General features: G+C 44.7%; 13 protein-coding genes. 8 read left to right on the top strand and 5 right to left on the bottom strand.

Annotated features, from left to right (window positions below):
* Window positions 1-8: 8 nt before the first annotated feature.
* Window positions 9-662, bottom strand: coding sequence for a ligase-associated DNA damage response endonuclease PdeM (gene pdeM / locus NDK19_RS04585; RefSeq protein WP_250630672.1), 654 nt, complete (start codon window positions 660-662; stop codon window positions 9-11).
* Window positions 663-765: 103 nt separating this feature from the next.
* On the opposite strand from pdeM, the gene NDK19_RS04580 reads away from it, so the two are divergent.
* Entirely contained in the window at window positions 766-2,001 is a 1,236-nt protein-coding gene (locus tag NDK19_RS04580) for a hypothetical protein (RefSeq protein ID WP_250630671.1), read from the top strand.
* A 99-nt stretch (window positions 2,002-2,100) separates the two neighbouring features.
* On the opposite strand, the gene NDK19_RS04575 is transcribed toward NDK19_RS04580, so the two are convergent.
* From NDK19_RS04575 to NDK19_RS04565, 3 genes are all read right to left on the bottom strand, one after another.
* Window positions 2,101-4,566 (bottom strand): ribonucleoside-diphosphate reductase subunit alpha, encoded by a 2,466-nt coding sequence (locus tag NDK19_RS04575; protein WP_250630670.1) that lies wholly within the window; start codon window positions 4,564-4,566, stop codon window positions 2,101-2,103.
* A 221-nt stretch (window positions 4,567-4,787) separates the two neighbouring features.
* Window positions 4,788-6,197, bottom strand: coding sequence for an inorganic phosphate transporter (locus tag NDK19_RS04570; RefSeq protein WP_250630669.1), 1,410 nt, complete (start codon window positions 6,195-6,197; stop codon window positions 4,788-4,790).
* Window positions 6,198-6,289: 92 nt separating this feature from the next.
* Complete coding sequence (locus tag NDK19_RS04565; protein WP_250630668.1) at window positions 6,290-7,099, bottom strand: SDR family oxidoreductase; 810 nt, start codon at window positions 7,097-7,099, stop codon at window positions 6,290-6,292.
* A gap of 248 nt (window positions 7,100-7,347) precedes the next feature.
* Here NDK19_RS04565 and NDK19_RS04560 point away from each other — a divergent pair, with 248 nt between their 5' ends.
* The 7 genes from NDK19_RS04560 to NDK19_RS04530 all read left to right on the top strand — a co-directional run bounded on the left by NDK19_RS04560 (window position 7,348) and on the right by NDK19_RS04530 (window position 19,029).
* Window positions 7,348-10,638: a DUF4175 family protein gene (locus NDK19_RS04560; RefSeq protein ID WP_250630667.1), complete on the top strand. Its 3,291-nt coding sequence runs from the start codon at window positions 7,348-7,350 to the stop codon at window positions 10,636-10,638.
* A gap of 29 nt (window positions 10,639-10,667) precedes the next feature.
* On the top strand, window positions 10,668-11,072 hold the full coding sequence (locus tag NDK19_RS04555; protein WP_250630666.1) for an ATP-binding protein: 405 nt from the start codon (window positions 10,668-10,670) through the stop codon (window positions 11,070-11,072).
* Between the two features lie 45 nt (window positions 11,073-11,117).
* Window positions 11,118-11,606 (top strand): rRNA maturation RNase YbeY, encoded by a 489-nt coding sequence (gene ybeY / locus NDK19_RS04550; RefSeq protein WP_250630665.1) that lies wholly within the window; start codon window positions 11,118-11,120, stop codon window positions 11,604-11,606.
* Window positions 11,607-12,145: 539 nt separating this feature from the next.
* Complete coding sequence (gene mnmG, locus NDK19_RS04545; RefSeq protein WP_250630664.1) at window positions 12,146-14,008, top strand: tRNA uridine-5-carboxymethylaminomethyl(34) synthesis enzyme MnmG; 1,863 nt, start codon at window positions 12,146-12,148, stop codon at window positions 14,006-14,008.
* A gap of 3 nt (window positions 14,009-14,011) precedes the next feature.
* The gene (locus NDK19_RS04540; protein ID WP_250630663.1) at window positions 14,012-15,691 is read left to right on the top strand and encodes an Ig-like domain-containing protein; all 1,680 of its coding nucleotides are present in this window, start codon (window positions 14,012-14,014) and stop codon (window positions 15,689-15,691) included.
* Between the two features lie 372 nt (window positions 15,692-16,063).
* Window positions 16,064-17,893, top strand: a complete 1,830-nt coding sequence (locus NDK19_RS04535) for a tetratricopeptide repeat protein (protein ID WP_250630662.1) — start codon at window positions 16,064-16,066, stop codon at window positions 17,891-17,893.
* Between the two features lie 2 nt (window positions 17,894-17,895).
* Window positions 17,896-19,029, top strand: coding sequence for an NAD(P)/FAD-dependent oxidoreductase (locus tag NDK19_RS04530; protein WP_250630661.1), 1,134 nt, complete (start codon window positions 17,896-17,898; stop codon window positions 19,027-19,029).
* 54 nt (window positions 19,030-19,083) lie between these two features.
* Here NDK19_RS04530 and mfd read toward each other — a convergent pair whose 3' ends face one another.
* Entirely contained in the window at window positions 19,084-22,458 is a 3,375-nt protein-coding gene (gene mfd, locus NDK19_RS04525; protein ID WP_250630660.1) for a transcription-repair coupling factor, read from the bottom strand.
* Window positions 22,459-22,577 lie beyond the last annotated feature (119 nt).

The following is a 22,577-nucleotide window of genomic DNA, read 5'->3' as shown; positions in this document are numbered from 1 at the left end:
TGCTGATTTTAACAGACGCGGGTTACGCCGCCGGCGCTTATCACAAATACCGTGTCACCTGTTTTTGCCTGAATGGTTGCCATACCGGTAAATTTGCCGAACGCAGGTAAAATGCCATTGCGGCAGCCAAAGTAAAAACAAGGCAATACCAAATGTTGTCGCCCCCGCCCCGTTAGGCGCACGGCAGGATGGATATGCCCACTAATGTTATACCATTCGCCCGCCGGCTCAACAGGCTCATGGGTAAAAACAAAAGGATAACTCTCCCATTTATCGGCTACGATTTGCAGGCAACTCAACCGATAGGCAGCGGCAGGCAAAATATCATGATTCCCTTTGACAAGTACCCACCGAACAGATGTAAACTGCTCGAGCCAATCGGAAAAAAGTAACCACTCCGCATTCCATTCGCTATGAAATAAGTCCCCGATAATCAGTACTTTTGCAGGCTGCCAGCGTTCAATGATGCTTTCCAGCGTAACCAAGTCGTGCAGGTGAACACCTTGCGGTATGGCAAACCCCGACTTTCGGAAATGGCCGGCTTTACCCAAGTGAATATCAGACAAAATCAGTGTTTGTTCTTCCTCCCAAAAGATAGCTTTTTCGGGCAACAGATGAAAGTTTTGCCCCAAAAGTGAATAACACAGCGATTTTGACACCATTTTTGCGAAGGATTTTCCTGTGAAGTTATTACATCCTTATCAACACACAATATTTTCCCGATTATCGCATTAATAGTTTGAACATCAGAACAATCTATCCTTTATGAAGCCAATAGTTTTACTTGCTTTGATGCTGCTGAGTTCTCCCAATCCGTGGCATGTTCTGTTGAACAGCCCGCAACAATTGGCGGCCTTTTACAAAGTTTTTGGCGGTAAAAATTACGATGCATCCGCTGACATTGTGGCGCTGAAATCCGGTGGCGGAGTGGTCGTAGCCGGAAGGTCTAATTCCTATGGTGTTGGCTCAATGGATATGAACTTCAATATTGTCAAGTTAGACAATAACGGTTCTGTTGTGTGGGACAAAAACTATGGCGGTCAGGAAACAGAAGAAGCCTTCGCCCTTTGCGAAACCCGCGATGGTGGCTTTATGGTAGTCGGCTCTTCCGATTCCTATGGTGGCGGCCCTGACATGAAAGACGTATGGGCTATCAAATTAGACAAAAACGGCGACCGCCAATGGGCAAAAATATTTGGTGATGATGACAGCATTGATGAAGCCCGTTCCGTTATTCAATTGGAAGACGGAAGTTTCGTAATTCTTGCCAATGCCACTAAAATCACAACCGGAAAATCGGATATCATACTTATCAAAACCAACGAAAAAGGCGATTTGGCATGGAAACGTGAGTTCGGGCTGCCTAATAATAGCGAAATGGGCGCACAGGTGATTGCCACCAAAGAAGGCGGTTTTATGATTGTCGGCAGCAAAGAAGTGCGCCACCAAGGTAAACTGGCTTGGAACTTCTGGCTGATAGCTCTTGACAAAGAAGGCCTCAAAACATGGGAACAAACCTATGGCGGCAAAATGGGTGAACAAGCCAATGCCATTGCTCAAACACAGGACGGCGGATTTGTACTTGCCGGTTATACCTACTCCTTTGCCAAAGAGGGCAGCCACGATATATGGGTTGTAAAGACCGATGCGAAAGGTACAAAGGTATGGGAAACCACAACGGGCACCACCAGCACCGACGAAGCCTTAGACGTATTGGCTACAAAGGACGGTAAAATTGTTGTAGCAGGGTATGTGGATATATTCGTACCTGATGCCAACAATGAAAATACAAGTAAAGAAGGGAATAACGCCTTTGTTATGCTCCTCGACGACCAGGGCAAAACCCTGTGGCGAAAAACTATTGGTGGCAACGGCGACCAGCGCGCCTACGGTATTGCAGAAGATGTAAACGGCGACTTTATTATTGCCGGCTACAATGAAGGCGAAACTACCGACCATTTAGTGGTAAAAATATCCAAAAACGGCGACGTGAAGCAGTAAGTCTATCTGCATCTGACAGACAGGTATTTACCATAAAAATAAACCCCGAAGAAGCGATGCTTTTCTTCGGGGTTTATAGTTTTTTTATTGAGCAAGTGTCTATGCGCTGCATGCTTCACAACCCTCGGGGTCGTCTAACGAGCAGGACATATCCTGACGCTTTTGCTCGTAGTCTTCCTTAGTTGTGGCAGGAGTGGCGCGCAGCATCTCCGTCGGTACGGACTTTTTCTCGTAAAAAGTAGTAGTAACAGGTTGTCCGGCTGCTACACTCTCCAATTGCCCCTGCACCTGCTGTAGCATAGCCTTGTCCACCGTAAACTTAATGGCATCGGCAGCGGGACGTGTACGCAGATAGTACATACCGGTTTTCAGGCCTTTCTTCCATGCATAAAAGTGCATAGAAGTCAGTTTGCCGAAATTAGGCTCTTGAATATGGATATTCAGGCTTTGGCTTTGGCAAATATAAGGGCCTCGGTCGGCTGCCATTTCAATAATAGCCTTCTGCGAAATCTCCCACACCGTGCGGTAAATATCTTTCAGGTTTTGCGGAATGCCCGGAATCTGCTGGATGGAACCGTTGGCCTGAATAATCATGTTTTTCATGGTTTCATTCCACAAACCAAGGCGAATCAGGTCTTTCATCAGGTGTTTATTCACCACAATAAACTCTCCTGAAAGCACGCGGCGCGTATAGATATTGGAAGTATAAGGCTCAAAACACTCGTTATTGCCCAAAATTTGGGATGTAGAAGCCGTAGGCATGGGTGCTACCAGCAACGAATTGCGCACACCGTACTCCAGCACTTTTTTGCGAAGCCCCTCCCAGTCCCAGCGGCCGGAAGACGGCGTTACGCCCCACATATCGAACTGGAACAAGCCTTGCGACATGGGCGACCCCTGATAGGTTTCGTAAGTGCCGTATTTCTGAGCAAGTTCCATAGAGGCTTCTACGGCAGCGTAGTAGATAGTTTCAAAAATATCTCTGTTCAGGCCGCGGGCTTCTTCCGAATCAAACGGCATACGCAGCATGATGAACACATCGGCCAAACCCTGTACCCCCAAGCCAATCGGGCGGTGGCGCATGTTGGAGCGGCGCGCCTCTTCCACCGGATAGTAGTTGATGTCTATTACCTTATTCAGGTTGCGCGTTACTACTTTGGTAACTTCATAGAGTTTCTGATGGTCAAATTTGCCTTCATGAACAAACTTGGGAAGTGCCAGCGAAGCAAGGTTACAAACAGCCACCTCGTCCTTAGAGGTATATTCTATAATCTCCGTACACAGGTTGCTGGACTTGATAGTACCCAAGTTTTTCTGGTTGCTTTTGCGGTTGCAATGGTCTTTGTAGAGCATATAAGGCACACCGGTTTCGGTCTGTGCTTCCAATATTTCAAACCACAAATCCTGCGCACGCACAACTTTGCGGGCACGGCCTTCGCGCTCATACCGTTCATAAAGGCGCTCAAATTCTTCTCCGTAGCAATCGGCCAAGCCGGGGGCTTCATTGGGGCAGAAAAGCGACCATTCTTCATCTGCCTCTACGCGCTTCATGAACAGGTCGGGTATCCACAAGGCATAGAACAAGTCGCGGGCACGGAGTTCTTCTTTGCCATGGTTTTTTTTGAGTTGCAAAAAGTCAAATATATCAGCGTGCCAAGGCTCCAAATAAACAGCAAAAGCACCTTTTCGCTTGCCGCCTCCTTGGTCAATATAACGGGCTGTATCATTAAATACGCGGAGCATCGGCACAATACCGTTAGATGTACCGTTCGTTCCTTTAATATAGCTTCCCGTAGCGCGGATATTGTGAATGCTCAAGCCGATACCTCCGGCAGACTGTGAAATTTTAGCACATTGCTTCAATGTATCGTAAATGCCGTCCACGCTGTCTTCTTGCATGGTTAGCAGGAAGCAAGATGAGAGTTGCGGTTTTGGCGTACCGGCGTTGAATAGCGTCGGCGTAGCGTGGGTAAACCACTTTTCCGACATCAAGTTGTAGGTCTCGATGGCCGCCTCAATATCGTTCATGTGGATACCGATGGCCACACGCATCAGCATATGCTGCGGGCGCTCCACTACTTTGCCATCCATGCGCAACAGGTAGGAGCGTTCCAGCGTTTTAAATCCGAAATAATCGTAGTTAAAATCGCGGTCGTAGATAATGACAGAATCTAAAAGTGCCGCATTGTTCCGAACTACCTCGTAAACCTCTTTGGAAATCAGCGCTGCATTTTCGCCTGTTTTGGGGTCAATGTAGTTGTAAAGTCTTTTAACAGTACTTGAAAAAGACTTACTGGTTTCTTTGTGCAAATTGGAAATCGCAATACGGGCGGCAAGTACCGCATAGTCAGGGTGGCGGGTTGTCATGGAAGCCGCTGTTTCTGCTGCCAGATTGTCCAGCTCTACTGTTGTTATTTTGTCATACATTCCCTGTATAACGCGCTGTGTAATCTGGAATACATCCACATGGTTCATGTCCAGCCCATAGCAAAGCTTTTCAATACGAGCCGTAATTTTCTCGATTCTGACGGTTTCGGTTGTCCCGTTGCGTTTGGTAACAAGCATATTGATAGGTGATAATTAATACATTAAGCTGTAACAGTATATAGTGAAAGTGAGGCTTGCCACTCAGATTTTGGGGATTAAGGCAGCACGATACAACTAAAGTAATGAGCAAAAATACACCCAAAAACCTTAGGTTGCGGTCTTCATTTTCCATTGTTGAAGATAAAAAAAGCTGCCCAAACAGACAAGTTTGAGCAGCCGTATTTTGCGGTTTTTAAAGGCTAATCTATAAACCATCTGATTATCAGGAACAAAGTTCCTGCGCCTGCCATACACACCGGAAAGGTAAGCAGCCAAGCAATCAGAATGTTTTTAATAGTTCCTCCTTGCAGGTTTTTAAGGCCGTTGGAAGCTACCATAGAACCCGCAATGCCCGAAGAAAGCACTTGCGTAGTGCTTACGGAAAGCCCCAGCGCAGATGCCAGCCCGATGGTTCCGGCGGCTACCATCTCGGCACTTGCACCTTGCGCATAGGTCAGGTGTTGTTTACCTATTTTTTCGCCAATGGTAACTACAATTCGTTTCCAACCTACCATGGTTCCTAAACCCAGCGACAGCGCTACGGCAAGAATTACCCATACAGGTGCATAATTGGTAAATGGGGTAATCAGCTTCATATCGGCCTTTACGGAAGCCAATTGCTCTTTGCTGATACCGGGCATATTGTTCTTTTCTGCATCGCGGAAAAACTTTTCTGCCAATAGGATGGACTTGCGAAACTCGAACCGTTCGTTCTGTGGCAAATTTTCCAAAGAACCGTATTTAGTAAGCTCACCTTGCATCCATGTCAGCTTTCCGTTGATGGAAGCAAGTTTGGCACTGTCGCTTTTTGCCAGCTCGTGCAAATCTATTTGCCGAACGGTTTGCTGAAAATGCGCAAGGCCTTTGCCCAATTCAGCGCTGTCTTTGCTCACATCGAGTGCAAAGTAAACAGGTGCAAAACTTACCAGCACCAACATTACCAAACCTATCCCTTTTTGGCCGTCATTGGAGCCGTGAGAGTAGCTCACACCGGTGCAGGTCAGAATTAAGATGGTGCGAATCCACCAAGGAGGTGCTTCGCCTTTGGGCGGTTCTTTAAAAATTTTATTGTCGGCCTGAAATACAAAGCGCAGTAAAAACATTAAGAAAACCGTTAAGCCGAAGCCAAGCAGAGGCGAAAACAGCAATGCCATGCCTATTTTTTGCGCCTCCCCCCAGTTTACCGCACTGGTTGCCACATCCGCATTCAGCAGCGAATAGCCAAACCCCGCGCCAATGATAGAACCAATTAACGTATGCGAGCTGGAACAAGGCAATCCGAGATACCATGTGCCCAGATTCCAGAAAATGGCAGTCAGCAAAATAGCCAGCACCAACGCAACGCTGTGGCCTACGTCTGTATCCAGAATCGTATCAATCGGTAAAATATTGATAATAGCCATTGCCACGGAAATACCGCCTGTCAATACACCAATAAAATTCCACACACCAGACCATACAACCGCCGGAACAGGCCGCAAAGAATTTGTGTAAATTACAGTGGCAACCGCATTAGCCGTATCGTGGAAGCCGTTAATAAATTCAAAAACGAGGGCACAAAGTATGCAAAGGGCTAATACTATTGCCAGAGAAAATTCGAGTCCAAACATAAAAATGAGGTTTGCACACAGCCGATACCAACTGAAAAACTTACCTCAAAGCTATATTTCTTTTTGGTAAGAGATATGAACGTTTTGTTAAATCAACCTTTGAGCGGAGCATTGGCTTCCTGAGCCATGTACTTCATCACAATGGTGTCCATCCATCCGGGAAACCATTTGTTCATAAATACCGTCAGTTTACCCACCAGCGTGAGTATCAGTATTTTTTTGCGCTTTACAACAGCGTTGTAAATATGCTCCGCACATTCCTCTGCACTCATCATTTTGGACTCATCGCGCGGGGACTCTCCCTGCGGGCTGCCGTCTTTTGTCAAAGAGCGCATCCGAATATTAGAGGCTGTAAAACCGGGACAGGCCGTCAGCACATGCACGCCCTTAGGTATCATTTCCGTGCGCAGAACCTCCAAAAAGCCCTGTAAAGCAAACTTGGAAGCAGAATATCCCGTTCGGCCGGGCAACCCGCGATAGCCTGCAATCGAAGAAATACCTACTACGGAACCTTTATTGGCAATAATGGAAGGAAGACAAGCCTGAGTAGCATAAAGAACGCCGTAAAAGTTAATATCCATCACCTTTTTAACAACGTTCAAATCTACCTCCTCAAAAAGTGCCCGCATGGAAATACCGGCATTGTTAATTAATATATCTATCTTACCGAACTTTTCAATTGCAACTTTTGCCATGCGCTCATTATCGGCCGGCAGCGTAACATCCGCCTGAACAGCAACTATGCTAATGCCCTGATTTTTAAGGTATTGCTCCGTTTCTCGCAGCGCATTTACATCTCTTCCTGTAATGACAACATGAGAGCCTTTGCGTCCAAAAACTTCGGCCAGTGCCTTTCCAATGCCGGAAGAACCACCGGTAATGACAACAACTTTTCCTTTCATGATTTGTTAAAAAAGCAAAACTACAGAACTAATTTGGCAAGTAATGGCTTTTTCAGTCAAATAGGATTTAATTTCGCTCCTTAAATTGAGCAGATATGTGCATTTTATAAATTTTATCAATAAATTTCAGCAGGTCAAAGCAACTTTAATTTTGCACATTTCGTATGAAGGATATGGTGTCTGCCAACAAATTATATGACCAAATTCAGCAGAAACTAAAGGCGTATAAACAGAAGTATTATAAAAATATGCTTCTGAAAGGCCTCATGCTGACAACCGGTGCTTTGGCTGCGTTGTTTGTGTTGGTAAACAGCATCGAGTACGTTGGCAACTTCAACTCGTGGGTGCGTGCTACCTTGTTTTTTTCCTTCCTCTCTTTTGCCGGCTTTGCAACCTACCAATGGATATTGATTCCGATACTGAAATTATTCAATCTCAATCGCCCGCTGACCAACGAAGAAGCTGCCGTTCAAATAGGCAAATATTTTCCCGAAGTAAGCGACCGACTGCTCAATATTCTGCAATTAGGACAACTCAGCGCCTCACAAACCGACTTAATTACGGCAAGCATTGAACAAAAAGCACAAGCTATATCACCCATAGACTTTCGGGCTGCTATAGACTACACACAAAACAAACGCTACTTGCGATATGTGTTGCCCCCCGTTTTAGTTTTGCTTTTACTTGCCGCAATTATTCCACAACTTTTTACAGAGACAACCCCGCGCCTGATTTACTATTCCAAAACTTTTGTCCCAAAAGCACCTTTCACCTTTCAAGTACCTGAAAATCAATTAGTTGTATTTAAAAATGAAGACTTTCGGCTCGAGGTAGAATTGACTGGCACGGCCATTCCGTCGGAGGCCTATGTGCTCTATGGAGACAGAAGAATTAAAATGGATAAAGCCGCAGCCAATAAGTTTACATTCACTTTTAAAAACGTACAAAAAGACATACCTTTCTCCATAGAGGCTTCGGGCTTCAGTTCCAAGGACTATTTATTGAAGTTACAAGAGCGCCCTAACATGAGTAATTTCACTGCGTTTCTCGACTATCCTGCGTATTTGGGAAAACCCGATGAAAAACTCACTAATACAGGCAACCTGATAGTCCCGCAAGGAACAATTATCAGATGGGTTTTTAATACCCAACAAACAGAGCAACTCTTTGTCAAATTTCAGTCGGACAGTTTAATGCCGGCTAACAAAAACGGGAACAATGCTTTTGAATTCACTAAAAAAGCCATTCAATCTGCCCCATATACCATACAATTAAAAAATCGGTACAGCCAAAATAAGGATGTGATTGAGTACTTCTTAAATGTTATACCCGATGAATATCCGACCATTAATCTCAATCAACTGAAAGATACCGCCCTCTACAACTTTGTCATAGTTGCCGGCAACATATCCGACGATTACGGTATCAGCCGACTGGAATTAAAGTATAGAGTGCTGAAAAAAGGAAAAAACCCTGATAATCAATACAATAGCATCAAAATCAATTTTAATCCGAATCTGATTAGCCAAGGATATTATCAAGAGTTCAACATTGAGAATTTCGGGCTTTCGCAAGGAGACAAGCTCGAGTACTTTGTGCAGGTATGGGACAATGACGGTGTAAACGGTGCTAAAAGCAGTAAAACAAGTGTACAAGAATTTAGCATTCCGGATAAACAAGAATTTGCAAAAGAACTTGAAAAATCGGCTTCCTCAGCTAAAAACCAAATAGAAAAAGCACTCCAAAAAGCCGAAGAACTCAAAAAAAGCCTGAATGAATTACAAGACAGACTGAAAGGCAAAAAGAAACTCAACTGGCAAGACAAACAAGCACTGGAAGAACTGATTAAGCGCCGCGAGGAACTGACCAAAGAAATTCAGCAACTGCAAAAGGAAAATGAGATTCTGAATCGCAAACAAGAGCGCTTTGGCGAAAGAGACCGCGAAATTGCCGAGAAAGCCGAGCAACTCAATCAATTGATGGAGGAGTTGTTGGATGAAGAAAGTAAAAAGCTATATGACGAGCTCAACAAACTTTTGCAACAAGAACTCCAAAACCCAAATAATTTGCAGAACATTCTTGAAGAAATGGAAAAACGCGAGAAAAATATGGCTCGCGAATTAGACCGCGCACTCGAAATGTTCAAAAAACTGCAAATGGAACAAAAAACCAAAGAAGCCATTAACAACCTGCAAGAACTCAGCAAAGAACAAAAAGAATTAGCCGAACAAACAAAAGAAAACAGCCTTTCACAACAAGAATTAAAAGAGAAACAGGAAGAACTCAATCAAAAATTTGAACAACAACAAAAAGACCTCAAACAAATAGAAGATTTGGCAAAAGAACTGCAAAAGCAGGAGCAACAAAATCAAATGGAGGACTTAAAAAATGACCAAAAACAAGTTGAACAAAAACAAAAAGAAAGTATCCAACAGTTAGAACAAAAGCAAAATCAGAAAGCATCCGAATCGCAGCGCAATGCAGCGCAAAAGATGCAGCAAATGAGCCAAAAGATGCAGCAAATGCAGCAGTCTGCCGAAGCTAAACAACAGGTAGAAGACTACAATGCCTTGCGCCAAATATTAGAGAACCTTGTAAAACTATCCTTTGACCAAGAAAGCCTGATGACACAATTTAAAGGTGTCAGACAGGAAGACCCCCGATTTGTAGAGTTAGGACAGCAGCAGTTGAAAATTAAAGACAACGCAAAAATCGTAGAAGACAGCCTGATAGCACTTTCTAAGCGCGTATTTCAGATTAAGTCGTTCGTTACACGCGAAGTAAGCGAAATGAATGACTATATCAACCAAAGTTTGGAAGAAATAAAAAAACGCCACAACAACATAGCAGCAGGCAAGCAACAATTTGCCATGCGGAGCATTAACAACTTGGCGCTTATGCTTGACGATGTGTTGCATCAAATGCAGCAGCAAATGGGTCAACAAATGGGCGGTATGCAATTAGTGAATAAAAAGCGAAAAGACCGCCAGCAACAAAACATGAGCGAAATGCAACAATCGCTCAACCAGCAAATACAAGAGCTGATGAAAAGCGGTAAGTCGGGCAAAGAGATGTCCGAACAATTGGCTAAACTTGCAGCCCAGCAGGAGCTCATCCGCAGAGCCTTGCGCAAAGCCACGGAAGGAAAACCCACAGACAAAAAGGGACAGAAAGAAAACGGGAAAGACGGCGGTGGGGGAGATATCGCCAAACTGTTGGAAGAAATGGAAAAAACAGAAGAAGACTTGGTAAACCGCAGGCTTACACAAGATTTAATCAAGCGTCAAAAAGAAATTATGACCCGTCTACTTGAATCGGAAAAAGCTTTACGCGAGCGGGAGCAAGATGAGCAGCGCGAGGCAGAACGTGCGAAAGATAAAAACAAAACCGCTCCCGGTTCTTACAACGAATATCTGAAAGAAAAAACCAAACAAATAGAACTACTTAAAACAGTTCCACCCTCATTGAATCCTTATTATAAGCAAGAGGTCAATGAGTATTTCAAAAAAATAAATGAATCAGCGCAAGTCAACAATTAATAATTTCTTCGCTTAACCGAAAAATAACTATGAACGCAGTACAACAGCTACGCATACCTTCTATACCTGAAAATGTCAGAGTGGTAGAACAGTTTATAGAAGAGCTGAAAGAACAACTGCATATCAATGATGATATCTATGGCAACATCATGATTGCCGTAACAGAATCGGTTAATAATGCTATCATCCATGGCAACCGCTCAGACCATAAGAAGCTGGTTGATTTATCCATGCACATAGACGACAAAAAAATATCCTTTTCCATTAAAGACGAAGGAAAAGGTTTTAACTATAACAACCTGCCAGACCCTACTGCACCGGAGAACCTACTGCAACCCGGTGGGCGAGGAATATTTATCATTAAACACCTTGCCGATGAAGTTGAATTTCTATCGCAAGGCAGCCAAGTAAACCTGACATTTTATTTGACCTAAAACTACCTACTACTTTTATTATCAAAACCCAAAATTCTCAACGACATGAGTAAAAAAGTGCATTTCTTCACAGAAAACATCATTTTCAAACTGCCATCCAAAAAGGTTTACAAAGAATGGGTGGCTCATATGGTTGAAAATGTGTACAACAAAAAAGTCGGTGAACTAAACTACATTTTCTGTTCCGACCATTACCTGCATAGCATCAATATGCAGTATCTGAACCACGACACTCTAACTGATATTATTACTTTTGATAATTCAGAACCGGGTTCCAACGAAATTTCAGGCGATGTTTTCATTAGTATAGAACGCGTTACTGAAAATGCGCAGAAATACAACAAAGAAATGCTGAACGAATTAGCACGCGTAATGATACATGGTGTACTTCACTTATGCGGATTTAAAGACAAAAATGCCAGCGACCAAAAAATTATGCGTAAAGAAGAAGATAACTGTCTTCAAATTTTAGATAATATGCTGAAAGCTGCTGCAGAAGCCAAAGCCGCTGCAGCCATGAATCAAGAAAATTAATGTTCCACGTGGAACAAGACGCATTTTATCGCTTTAATATAAAAACCGAATCAATCCTTATAAAAACTAATCCAAGGTAATGTTCCACGTGGAACATTACCTTGATTGTTTAAGTAAGCAGCTAACTTTAAGCAGGTGAGCAGATTAACACGTTCCTTTTTACCGCGGAGTGCGCAAAGGTTTAACCGCAGTGTGCACAAAGAAAAGATTTATCATAAAAACACTCAGCGGGCTTGGCGGTAAATTTGAAAAGTCAGTTTAAACTGCTCACTCCCTTATTAGATTCCTTTTTTGAATGCGGATAATGCCGTGAGTTTATTCGGATTTATTTATTTATAAACATCCCAAGCAGTATTGACTCATATCGGCTGATAAAATCCGCGCAGTTGTGTGATACGATTTCCTCTTAAAACAGAGCTTCCGTAGAATAAGGATATAAAACTTTGCACATTGGTTGCTTATGGCAAAGATGCTATTTGTTGTAACTGCTTACTTATCAGATTATATGCTAATTTTGTGTAATCAAAACAGAATCAGCGATGTATCCAAAATATGACATCATAGTAGTAGGAGCAGGCCATGCCGGTTGTGAGGCAGCTTATGCAGCAGCTACCATGGGCGCAAAAGTATTGCTTGCAACCATGAATATGCAAACGATTGCCCAAATGAGTTGCAACCCGGCCATGGGGGGAGTTGCCAAAGGGCAAATCGTACGCGAAATTGATGCACTGGGTGGTATGTCGGGAATTATTACCGACAAAACCATGATTCAATTTCGGATGCTCAATCGCTCCAAAGGGCCTGCCATGTGGAGTCCGCGTGCGCAAAGCGACCGCATGAGGTTTGCAGAAGCTTGGCGGCTGGCATTGGAACAAAATCCCAATGTAGATTTCTGGCAGGAAATGGTTACAGGACTGGTAGTAGAACAGGGGAGAGTTAAAGGAATAAAAACAGGTATCGGTATTACTTTTGAGGCAAAAGCAGTAATTCTGACGAATGGTACTTTCCTCAATGGGCTTATCCATATTGGTGAAAAACAGTTTGGTGGAGGAAGAACCGGTGAAAAAGCAGCGTTTGGTATTACCGAACAGTTGGTAAGTCTTGGTTTCGAGGCAGGAAGAATGAAAACCGGCACACCTCCGCGCGTAGATGGGCGCACCCTCAACTATGCAGCCATGGAAGAGCAAAAAGGCGATGAACCGGCAGGTAAATTCTCTTATACAGACACTCCGCCCCTTCTCAACCAAAGAAGTTGCTATATTACTTATACCAATCCACAAGTGCACAGCACACTGGCCTCCGGTTTTGACCGCTCGCCAATGTTCAATGGTACCATACAGTCCATCGGGCCGCGCTACTGCCCCTCTATTGAAGATAAGGTCAATCGTTTTGCCGAACGCGACCGCCATCAGATATTTGTAGAACCCGAAGGCTGGGAAACAGTAGAGGTATATGTAAATGGCTTTTCTACGTCATTACCCGAAGACGTTCAATACAAAGCCCTGCGGATGATACCCGGCTTTGAAAATGCAAAAATGTTCCGCCCCGGCTACGCTATTGAGTATGACTATTTTCCGCCAACACAGCTTAAACTAACGCTGGAAACAAGATTGGTAGAAAACCTCTATTTCGCCGGACAAATTAACGGAACGACAGGCTATGAAGAAGCAGCCTGTCAAGGACTGATTGCCGGTATCAATGCATACAACAAAGTTTTTGAAAAAGAACCTTTTATATTACAACGCTCGGAAGCATACATCGGCGTACTGATAGATGATTTGGTAAATAAAGGCACCGAAGAACCTTACCGCATGTTTACCTCCCGCGCAGAGTACCGCATCTTGCTTAGACAGGACAATGCCGATTTGCGTCTTACCGAAAAAGGTTATCAATTAGGGCTTGCCGACGAACAACGCTACCGGAATATGCTGCGCAAAAAAAGCGACACGGAAAAGGTGTTGCAATACCTGAAACAAAAAGGCGTAGCTCCGGAAGAAGTCAATGGCGGATTGCAAGCGCTTGGCTCTGCACTACTGACGCAAAAAATTAAGGCAGAACAAATTGTGAAACGCCCTGAAATTACGCTGCAACAACTGGCGCAAATAGACAGAGAAATAGGCGAAGAGCTCAAAAAATATACTCCCGAAGCAGTGGAGCAAGCAGAAATCCTGATTAAATACGATACATACATTGAAAAAGAAGAACGTGTTGCCGTGCGTTTAAGCAACTTAGACAATATTAAATTGCACCCAACACTCAACTATCAGGAAATAAAGGCACTCTCTAACGAAGCTCGTGAAAAATTGAGCCGTATGCGCCCCCAAACCTTGGGACAGGCTTCGCGTATCAGTGGTATTTCTCCTGCGGATATATCCATTATAATGGTCTATTTAGACAAATAACTCATGTTACAAAAAATTATTATCGGAGTATTCATGTTGTGTCTGCTGGCTGCATGTGCCAACATGGGTACTCCGCCCTCAGGCGGCCCCAAAGATGAAACGCCGCCGCAATTGCTATTCAGTATCCCCAAAGACCAAAGTGTACAGTTCAACGGCAAAATTATTAAGTTAGCATTTGATGAATATATTGAGCTGAAAAGCCTGAAATCAGGGCTCATTATCACGCCTACCATCAAAGGTGATTATGAGTTTAAACTCAATAAAAATATTCTGACACTGATATTTGAAGAACCCTTCGAGCCACAAACTACCTATGTGCTTGACTTCGGTGAAACCGTACAAGATGTAAATGAGCGCAACAAAGCGGAAAATCTGCGCATCGCTTTCAGTACAGGAGAACAAATAGATACGGCAAATATCAGCGGTAGAGTAACCCAACTGCAAACCGGTCAGCCGGAAATCAAGGCCTCTGTACTACTCTACCGCCTGAACGATACCTTAGATATTTTCAAGCATAAGCCGCTTTACCAAACCAGAACCGACTCTTTGGGCAAGTTCCATCTGAAAAATATTAAACCCGACCGCTACAAAATTTATGCTTTGCAGGAAGGCACTAAAAGCGATTTGATTTACAACAACACACAAGAAGCAATCGGCATGGACTCCGTACCGGTTGATTTAGTCAATCGCTCTTTCAGAATAGTCAATCTGCAAACGGTACGATACGATACCCGTCCTTTTCGCCGTACACAGGCGCGCGCCGTGCGTCAATATTACGAGGTCAAATTCAATAAAGGTTTGCAGATGTCAGAGGTACAGTATGCTGACGCAGACTTTGCAAATAAAACCCGATGGATGATCGAGAACGATGCTATCCGATTTTTCCGCACCGAAGCCTATAACATAGGCGACAGCAGTAAAATCTATTTAACTGCACAAGACTCGGCCGGGAACCGCATTACGGATACGCTCAATGTCTATTTTGCAGATGTATCCAAAGAAAAAAATGTCCGCAAAGCACCCTTTGAGGTCAAAGAATTTCCCGCAGGCGGAGCTTTGGTTACTCCGGCTATTCATAAGCTCAAATTTGAATTGGTTTTTAATAAACCCGTTAGCGAATTTACTATGGATAGCATTGATTATCAGGTCTTTACAAATAAAGATACACTCAAAAAGCAGAAACTTACGCCCGCAGACTACTCTTGGAATCCCAATTTTACACGACTTACCATCCAAAAAGATTTGGGCAAGAACGTCAAAGAATTCAAAATGAAAATCGGGAAAAACGCTTTCATTTCCGTAGAGTCCGATACATTGAAAGGCAAAGAAATCAGTTACAAAGAGCGCGACCCCAACGACTTGGCTACCATCAGCGGAGAGGTACGAACCGACTATCCGCATTTTATTGTGCAGCTCACCTCCGACAAATTCAGCGTAGAGCAAGAGCTATTCAATACGAAGAACTTCAAGTTTGAATATGTTACCCCGGGAGATAAACGCATTCGCATTATCGGAGACCTGAACAACAACGGTAAATGGGATGCGGGCAACCCTTCCAAAGGGATTCTCCCCGAGCCTGTTTATGTTTTTGGCGAAGTCATCAAAGTAAAACCCAAGTGGGACTACGAAGACAATATTATAGACACAAGTAAAGAACAAATTCCTGTACGCGCGCCCAAATAAGTTTCCCTTGAACAAATCTTGAACAGCATAGTGTACAGGCATGAACAAACAGGTATCATCTGTGAAAAAGGCAGGTGATACCTGTTTTGCTATACACGACTTGCCATGATTTATTCATCCTTCCACAATGGTTATTCACGTGTGCCACCAAATTTAAAAAGATGAACAGCGAACTTCACATTTGAATAATTCGTTGAATAAATAAGCTAACTTGCTAATAACAACACGGTTAGTGTACATTTTATGATGAACTACCTATTCAGATAATTAAAATGCAATGAACAGTACGGCAAAAGCGAGGGCCATTCAACTAATACACGGCTCAACAATAAACCTCAATTAATTATTAAAATCAATTAGAATTATTTGTATATGCTTTATGTAGTGAACAACGCAAAAAAATGGTTATTACCGCTCGTTTGCGTATTAGGATTTCTGCTGCAAGCACAGGCACAAGATGAGTTGGAACTCGCCAACGAATATTATACAAATGGCGAGTTTGAAAAGGCCTTGACTATCTACTCCAAATTGGCGCGCAATAAGCAGTATGTATATGAGATACATAAAAACTATTTGGATGCAATGCTGAAATTGCAGCAATTGGACGAAGCCGAAAAATATCTGCGCCGGCAAGTGAAAGCCTACCCGACCGAAGGCTTGTTCAATGTGGACTACGGCGTTGTGCTGGGGCTGATGGGGCGGCGTGAGGAAGCACAAAAGCACTTTGAATCCTTCATTGCTGCCGTGCGAAAAGATGACAACCTGATTAAGTATGCAGCTCGCTATTTCATTAATGCCAACCTGTTTGACTACGCCGAGCAACTCTATCTGATTGGCCGGAAAAACGGCAATGATAAGTTTATTTATGAGTTGGCGGTGCTTTACTCGCTTTCGGGCAAAGTAGATAAAATGATTGAGGAATACATGGAGTTGCTCACCGAAGGCGAACGGCAATTGGATTACGTGCAAAGCGTGTTGCAATCCCGCATTCGGGATGAAGATGCTTTCGCCAAAATGGAAGGTATTCTGATACGCTATTTGCAAAAGTACCCCGACCAAATCGTCTATAATGAAATGATGCTTTGGTACTACATACAACTCAAAGAGTTTGGCAAAGCATTGGTGCAGGCAAAAGCCATTGACCGCCGCAAAAAATTAGAAGGCATGGGGCTTTACGACCTTGGCATGATTGCCGTTGAGAACAAAGACTTTCAGAATGCCATTAAAATTTTTGAATATATGATAGAGCGCTACCCCTCCGGCGACCTCTATCCTGTGGCGCGCAGAATGTTGATTAAATCGCGTGAAGAGGTAATTAAAAATACCTTTCCCGTTGATATGGTGAAAATCAGACAATTGGTAAATGATTATACCAAAATGCTTACAGAAGTGGGCTTACGGGAGTCCACCGCCGAGGCTGCCCGAAGCATGGCACTGTTGCAGGCTTTCTATTTAGACAATAAAGATACTGCCATTAAAGTATTGGAACAGATTGTAATTTCGCCTGCAATAGCCAATAAACGCGATATTATCGCGCAGGCAAAATTGGATTTGGGAGATATTTACCTGCTCAAAGGCGAACCTTGGGAAAGCACGCTGTTCTATGCCCAAGTTGAAAAAGCCGAAAAAAATACCAACATCGGACAGTTGGCAAAGTTGCGCAATGCCCGCCTCTCCTATTTTAAAGGCGATTTTGAGTTTGCCAAAGAATATCTGGACGTGCTCAAAGAAGCTACCTCGCGTGAAATTGCCAATGATGCCATGCAACTTTCACTGCTAATTGGAGACAATCTGGAATTGGATACAGCCGAAACTACCCTTCGCGAGTTTTCGGCCATTGAATTGCTGGTATTTCAAAATAAATTTGACGAAGCACTTGCCCGATACGATAAAATGCTCCTCACCTACCCTAACCATTCGCTGACCGATGAAATTTATTGGGCACAGGCCAATATTTATTTGAAACGCGGTCAGTTTGGGCAGGCAATAGACCGGCTGAAAAAAATTGTGGAAGAATACGGCGATGATATTCTGGCAGACGATGCCTTATTCACAATGGCAAAAATTCAGGAAGAAAACCTGAAAGACAAAGCAACGGCCATGCAACTCTATCAGGACGTACTGATAAAATACAAAGGAAGCATCTACACAGCGGAAGCTCGCCGCCGTTTCCGTACTTTGCGCGGAGATAACGTAAACTGACAATGCTGAGTTTTTGGGAAAAAGCATCATTTACCGATTACGACTACGCAGTAATCGGCGGAGGAATTGTCGGGCTTTCAACCGCCGCAGCGCTGGCAGAAAGCCAACCCGACAAGCGCATTTTATTGATTGAACGCGGTGCATTGCCTACGGGAGCAAGCTCCAAAAATGCGGGTTTTGCCTGCTTCGGTAGCCTGACCGAACTGCTGGCCGACCTGCAAACCATGTCCGAAGAGGAAATGCTCGCACTGGTAGAGTTGCGATGGAAAGGGCTGCTTCGGCTGCGTCAAAGGCTTGGCGACGAGCGCATCGGCTATGAGCCTGTCGGCGGCTATGAACTCATCGGTGAACAGGAGTTGAACAGCCTGCAACATTTGGAAGCCGTTAATTTCATGCTGTTCAAGCTCTTCAAGCAAAAGATATTCACATTGCATAACGATAAAATTCGCGAGTTCGGCTTTTGTCATCAACACAGCAAAGCATTGGTTTTCAACTGCTTAGAAGGAATGCTGCATACAGGGCAAATGATGAAAAGCCTCTGGCAATATGCAGCGGAACGCGGAGTACACATTGTAACGGGTTGTGAAGTGCGTGAACTGCATGAACAACAGGGGAAAATTGTAATTTCATGCCAAACATTACCGCAAAGTATTGATTTTCAATCTGAAAAGGTGGCCGTTTGCACCAATGCTTTTGCCCGTGAATTATTCCCCGAATTGGATGTGCGCCCTGGCCGCGGGCAGGTACTCATTACCGAACCTATCCCGAATTTGCCTTTTCGTGGTGCGTTTCACATGGACGAGGGGTACTATTACTTCCGCAACGTAGGCAATTGCGTGCTGTTCGGAGGAGGGCGCAATGCCGATTTTGCGGGTGAAACCACCACAAAATTTGAAGTTACGCCACTGATTATGAATTTGTTGGAGGAAAAGTTGCGCCGTGTTATCTTGCCCGATACAGATTTCCGAATTGCCATGCGGTGGGCAGGTATTATGGCATTCGGGCCGAACAAACAGCCGATTGTTCAGCCCCACCCTACGCTGCCGCAGGTATTTTTGGGGGTGCGCATGGGTGGCATGGGGGTCGCCATCGGTTCTATGATTGGTAACAGCCTTGCGGAACTGATGCGTGCCTGATACCGAAACAAGTTTTTATCAAGCGGTGTGGAAATGCGACTATCAGGCCTGAAGCTATGCTTCCTGTAATTTCCCTGTCATATCTTCCATCACCTGCATAGCCTTTTCCACATCGGTGATGTTTTCTATAATCAGCACAGGGCCTTTGTTGGTTTCTTTCAGGCGGCAGTTTTTGGGGTTGCGTGTGGCATAGCGAATAATCTGCCCGAAAATTTCGCCCTGAAAATAGGATTCCTTATTGAGGAAATAACCTTTGAGCGTACCGCCTTTGAGCGTAATTTTTTCAAAACCCATTTTTTGCGCCAGCCAGCGCAGTTGAACGGTACGCAGCAAGTCCCATACTGAGCGCGGCATGGGGCCAAAGCGGTCTATCAGCGACTGGCGGAATTGCTCTAATTCCTCCTCGGTTTTGATACTGTCTGTTTGCGTGTAGAGGCGTAGCCGCTCGCTGATGCCCGAAACGTACGTGTCGGGTATAATGATTTCAAAGTCGGTTTCAATGGTGCAGTCTTTCACGAAATCCTCTTGTTTCAGCGACAGCTCGCGCTCAAACAGCTCGCGGAATTCAGTTTCTTTCAGTTCCTGAATGGCTTCATCCAGAATCTGATGGTACATTTCAAAGCCGATGTCGGTAATGAAGCCGCTTTGCTCTGCCCCCAGCAGGTCGCCTGCGCCGCGGATGTCTAAGTCGCGCATGGCCACTTTGAAGCCATCTCCCAAATCGCTGAATTCTTCCAGCACCTGCAAACGCTTGCGTGAATCTGCCGTAAGGCCGCTCATCAGCGGCGTAAGCAGGTAGCAGAAGGCTTTGCGGTTGGAGCGCCCGACGCGGCCGCGCATCTGGTGCAGGTCGGAAAGCCCGTAAGTATGTGCCCGATTGATGATAATGGTGTTGGCATTGGGAATGTCCAAGCCGCTTTCAATAATGTTGGTAGAAACCAGCACGTCATACTCACCCTCAATGAACTTCATCATCACGGCTTCTAATTTTTTGCCGTCCATTTGCCCGTGCGCAATGCCAATGCGGGCATCGGGTACAAGCCGCAGAATAATATTGGCAATTTCTTCAATATCGCCGATGCGGTTGTGTACGAAAAACACCTGTCCGCCGCGTTGCAACTCATAGCTGATTGCATCGCGGATGAGCTCTTCTTTGAACACGTGAATTTCGGTAGTAACGGGCTGGCGATTGGGCGGCGGCGTGGTGATAATGGAAAGGTCGCGCGCGCCCATGAGCGAAAACTGCAAAGTGCGCGGAATCGGTGTTGCCGAAAGTGTGAGCACATCCACATTGACGCGCATTTCTTTGAGACGGTCTTTGGTTTTTACACCAAACTTTTGCTCTTCATCTATAATCAGTAAGCCCAAATCCTTGAATTTGACGTCTTGGCTCACAATGCGGTGCGTACCAATCAGAATGTCAATTTTACCTTCGGCAAGGTTTTGCAGGGTTGCTTTAATTTCTTTGGCAGATTTAAAGCGGTTGATGTATTCCACGCGCACAGGGAAATTTTTCAGGCGTTCGCTGAAAGTTTTGTAGTGCTGCATAGCCAGTACGGTTGTTGGCACCAATACGGCAACCTGTTTGCCGTCAATGGCAGCTTTAAAGGCTGCACGAATGGCCACCTCGGTTTTGCCGAAGCCCACATCGCCGCAAACGAGCCTGTCCATCGGGTAGGGCTGTTCCATGTCTGCCTTAACGGCGGCGGCAGCTTTTGCTTGGTCGGGCGTATCCTCATACAGAAATGAGGTTTCCAGTTCAATTTGCAAATAATTGTCTTTGGAAAAAGCAAACCCCGGTGCGGCTTTGCGCTTGGCATAGAGTTTTATTAACTCCTTGGCAATGTCGCGAACTTTCTTTTTGACATTCTTCTTTTTGTTTTCCCACTCCGGCGAGCCGAGTTTGCTCAGCGGAGGTGTGGCACCGTCTTTGCCTGTATATTTGGCAATTTTGTGCAGCGAATGAATGGAAATGTATAAAATATCGTCGTCCCGATAGACTAGTCGGATGGATTCCTGCACTTTGCCGTTAGATTCTACTTTTTCTAACCCCGCAAATCGCCCTACCCCATAGTCCACGTGGGTTACGTAGTCGCCTATTTGCAGCGATTTCAGTTCGCGGATGGTCATGGCCTGCGACTTAGAGAATCGCTCTTTGGCTTTGTAGCGGTGGAAACGCTCAAACAACTGATGGTCGGTATAGCAGGCTATTTGCAGGAGTTCATCGCAAAAGCCTTCGCGCAGTGCCAAATGCAGCGTTTGGAAACGCAATTGCGGGTCTATTTCCTCAAAAATAGTACGAAGCCGCTCCAATTGCCGATGCTGTTCTGCTACCAGCACGTTGGTAATGCCGCGCAGTTGATTTTCGTCTAAGTGTTTGGCAATCAGCGTGAAATCTTTGTTAAACGAGGGTTGCGGTTTGCTGCTGAATTCTATGGCTTTGTGCTTGCTTGTAAATCGTTTGCCAAATTCCAACACAGCAAAAGACTGAAGGGCTTCTTTAAAATTCTCTGCGGTTTCAAAAAGGTCAGCAGGTTTGGCAACCAGTTGGATGTCGCTGCCCGATACTATTTCGGCAAAATCTTGTGTGGCTTTGTCAAAATATTTGCGCAAAACCTCCAAGGTAAGAGCCAAGTCTTTCACCCAAATGCGAGTGTTTTTGGGAATAAATTTCAGAAACGGCTCCCGAGTTTCGTGCAGCAGTTTGGTTTGCACGTTGGGGATGATTGCAATGGACTGTACCTGTGCTACCGAAAGTTGCGTAACGGGGTCAAATGTGCGGATGCTTTCCACCTCATCGCCAAACAATTCTATTCGATAGGGCAGGTCGCCGGCATAGCTGAATACGTCTATGATACCACCGCGAACGGCAAACTGCCCGGGTTCATAGACAAAATCCGTGCGCTCAAAATCGTAGCTGTGCAGCAGTTCGGCAACAAATTCGCCGTTGATTTTCTCCCCTATTTTCACCAGAAAGGTATTTTCTACAAGCGAGCGCTTGTTGATTACTTTTTCGGTCATTGCTTCGGGGTAACTCACAATGATTTCCCCTTGCAGGTAGTTTTTGGTCTGGTTGATGCGGTTCAGTACCTCTGCCCGCTGTAAAATATTTGCGTTATCAACTTCCTGAAACTGATAAGGCCGCTTGTAGGACGTAGGAAAAAACAATATTTCCTGCCCGGGGCGCAACTGGTCTTTCAGCAGGTTTTGAAGGTCATTAAAAAAGTAGTAGGCTTCTTCCTTATCGTGCAGCAAAAACAATTGCGGCTGCGGATTGATTTTATAGAGTGTTGCAGCAATAACCGCGTCCTGACTGCCCGTAAGGCCGCGCAGTGGTATAGTTCCCGTACCCGTTCGGTTAATCTGATGGGCGATATTTTGAATAAACGCATCGTTGGCATACAGCCCCAACAACTCTTGTGCAGTCATAGGGCAAAGTTAGGAAAGATTGGGCAGAGAGGAACTCCCAATCTTACAGATGCCGGCAATCAATGTTAAATAATCCAAAATCGGTCGGCAACCACCTGTAAGCGGGTGCTTTTTGCCTA

This window comes from Rhodoflexus caldus, from assembly GCF_021206925.1.
GTDB classification, from domain to species: Bacteria; Bacteroidota; Bacteroidia; order Cytophagales; family Thermoflexibacteraceae; genus Rhodoflexus; species Rhodoflexus caldus.
Note: the sequence above shows the minus strand (reverse complement) of the source record. Positions and strands in the feature narration are given on the sequence as shown.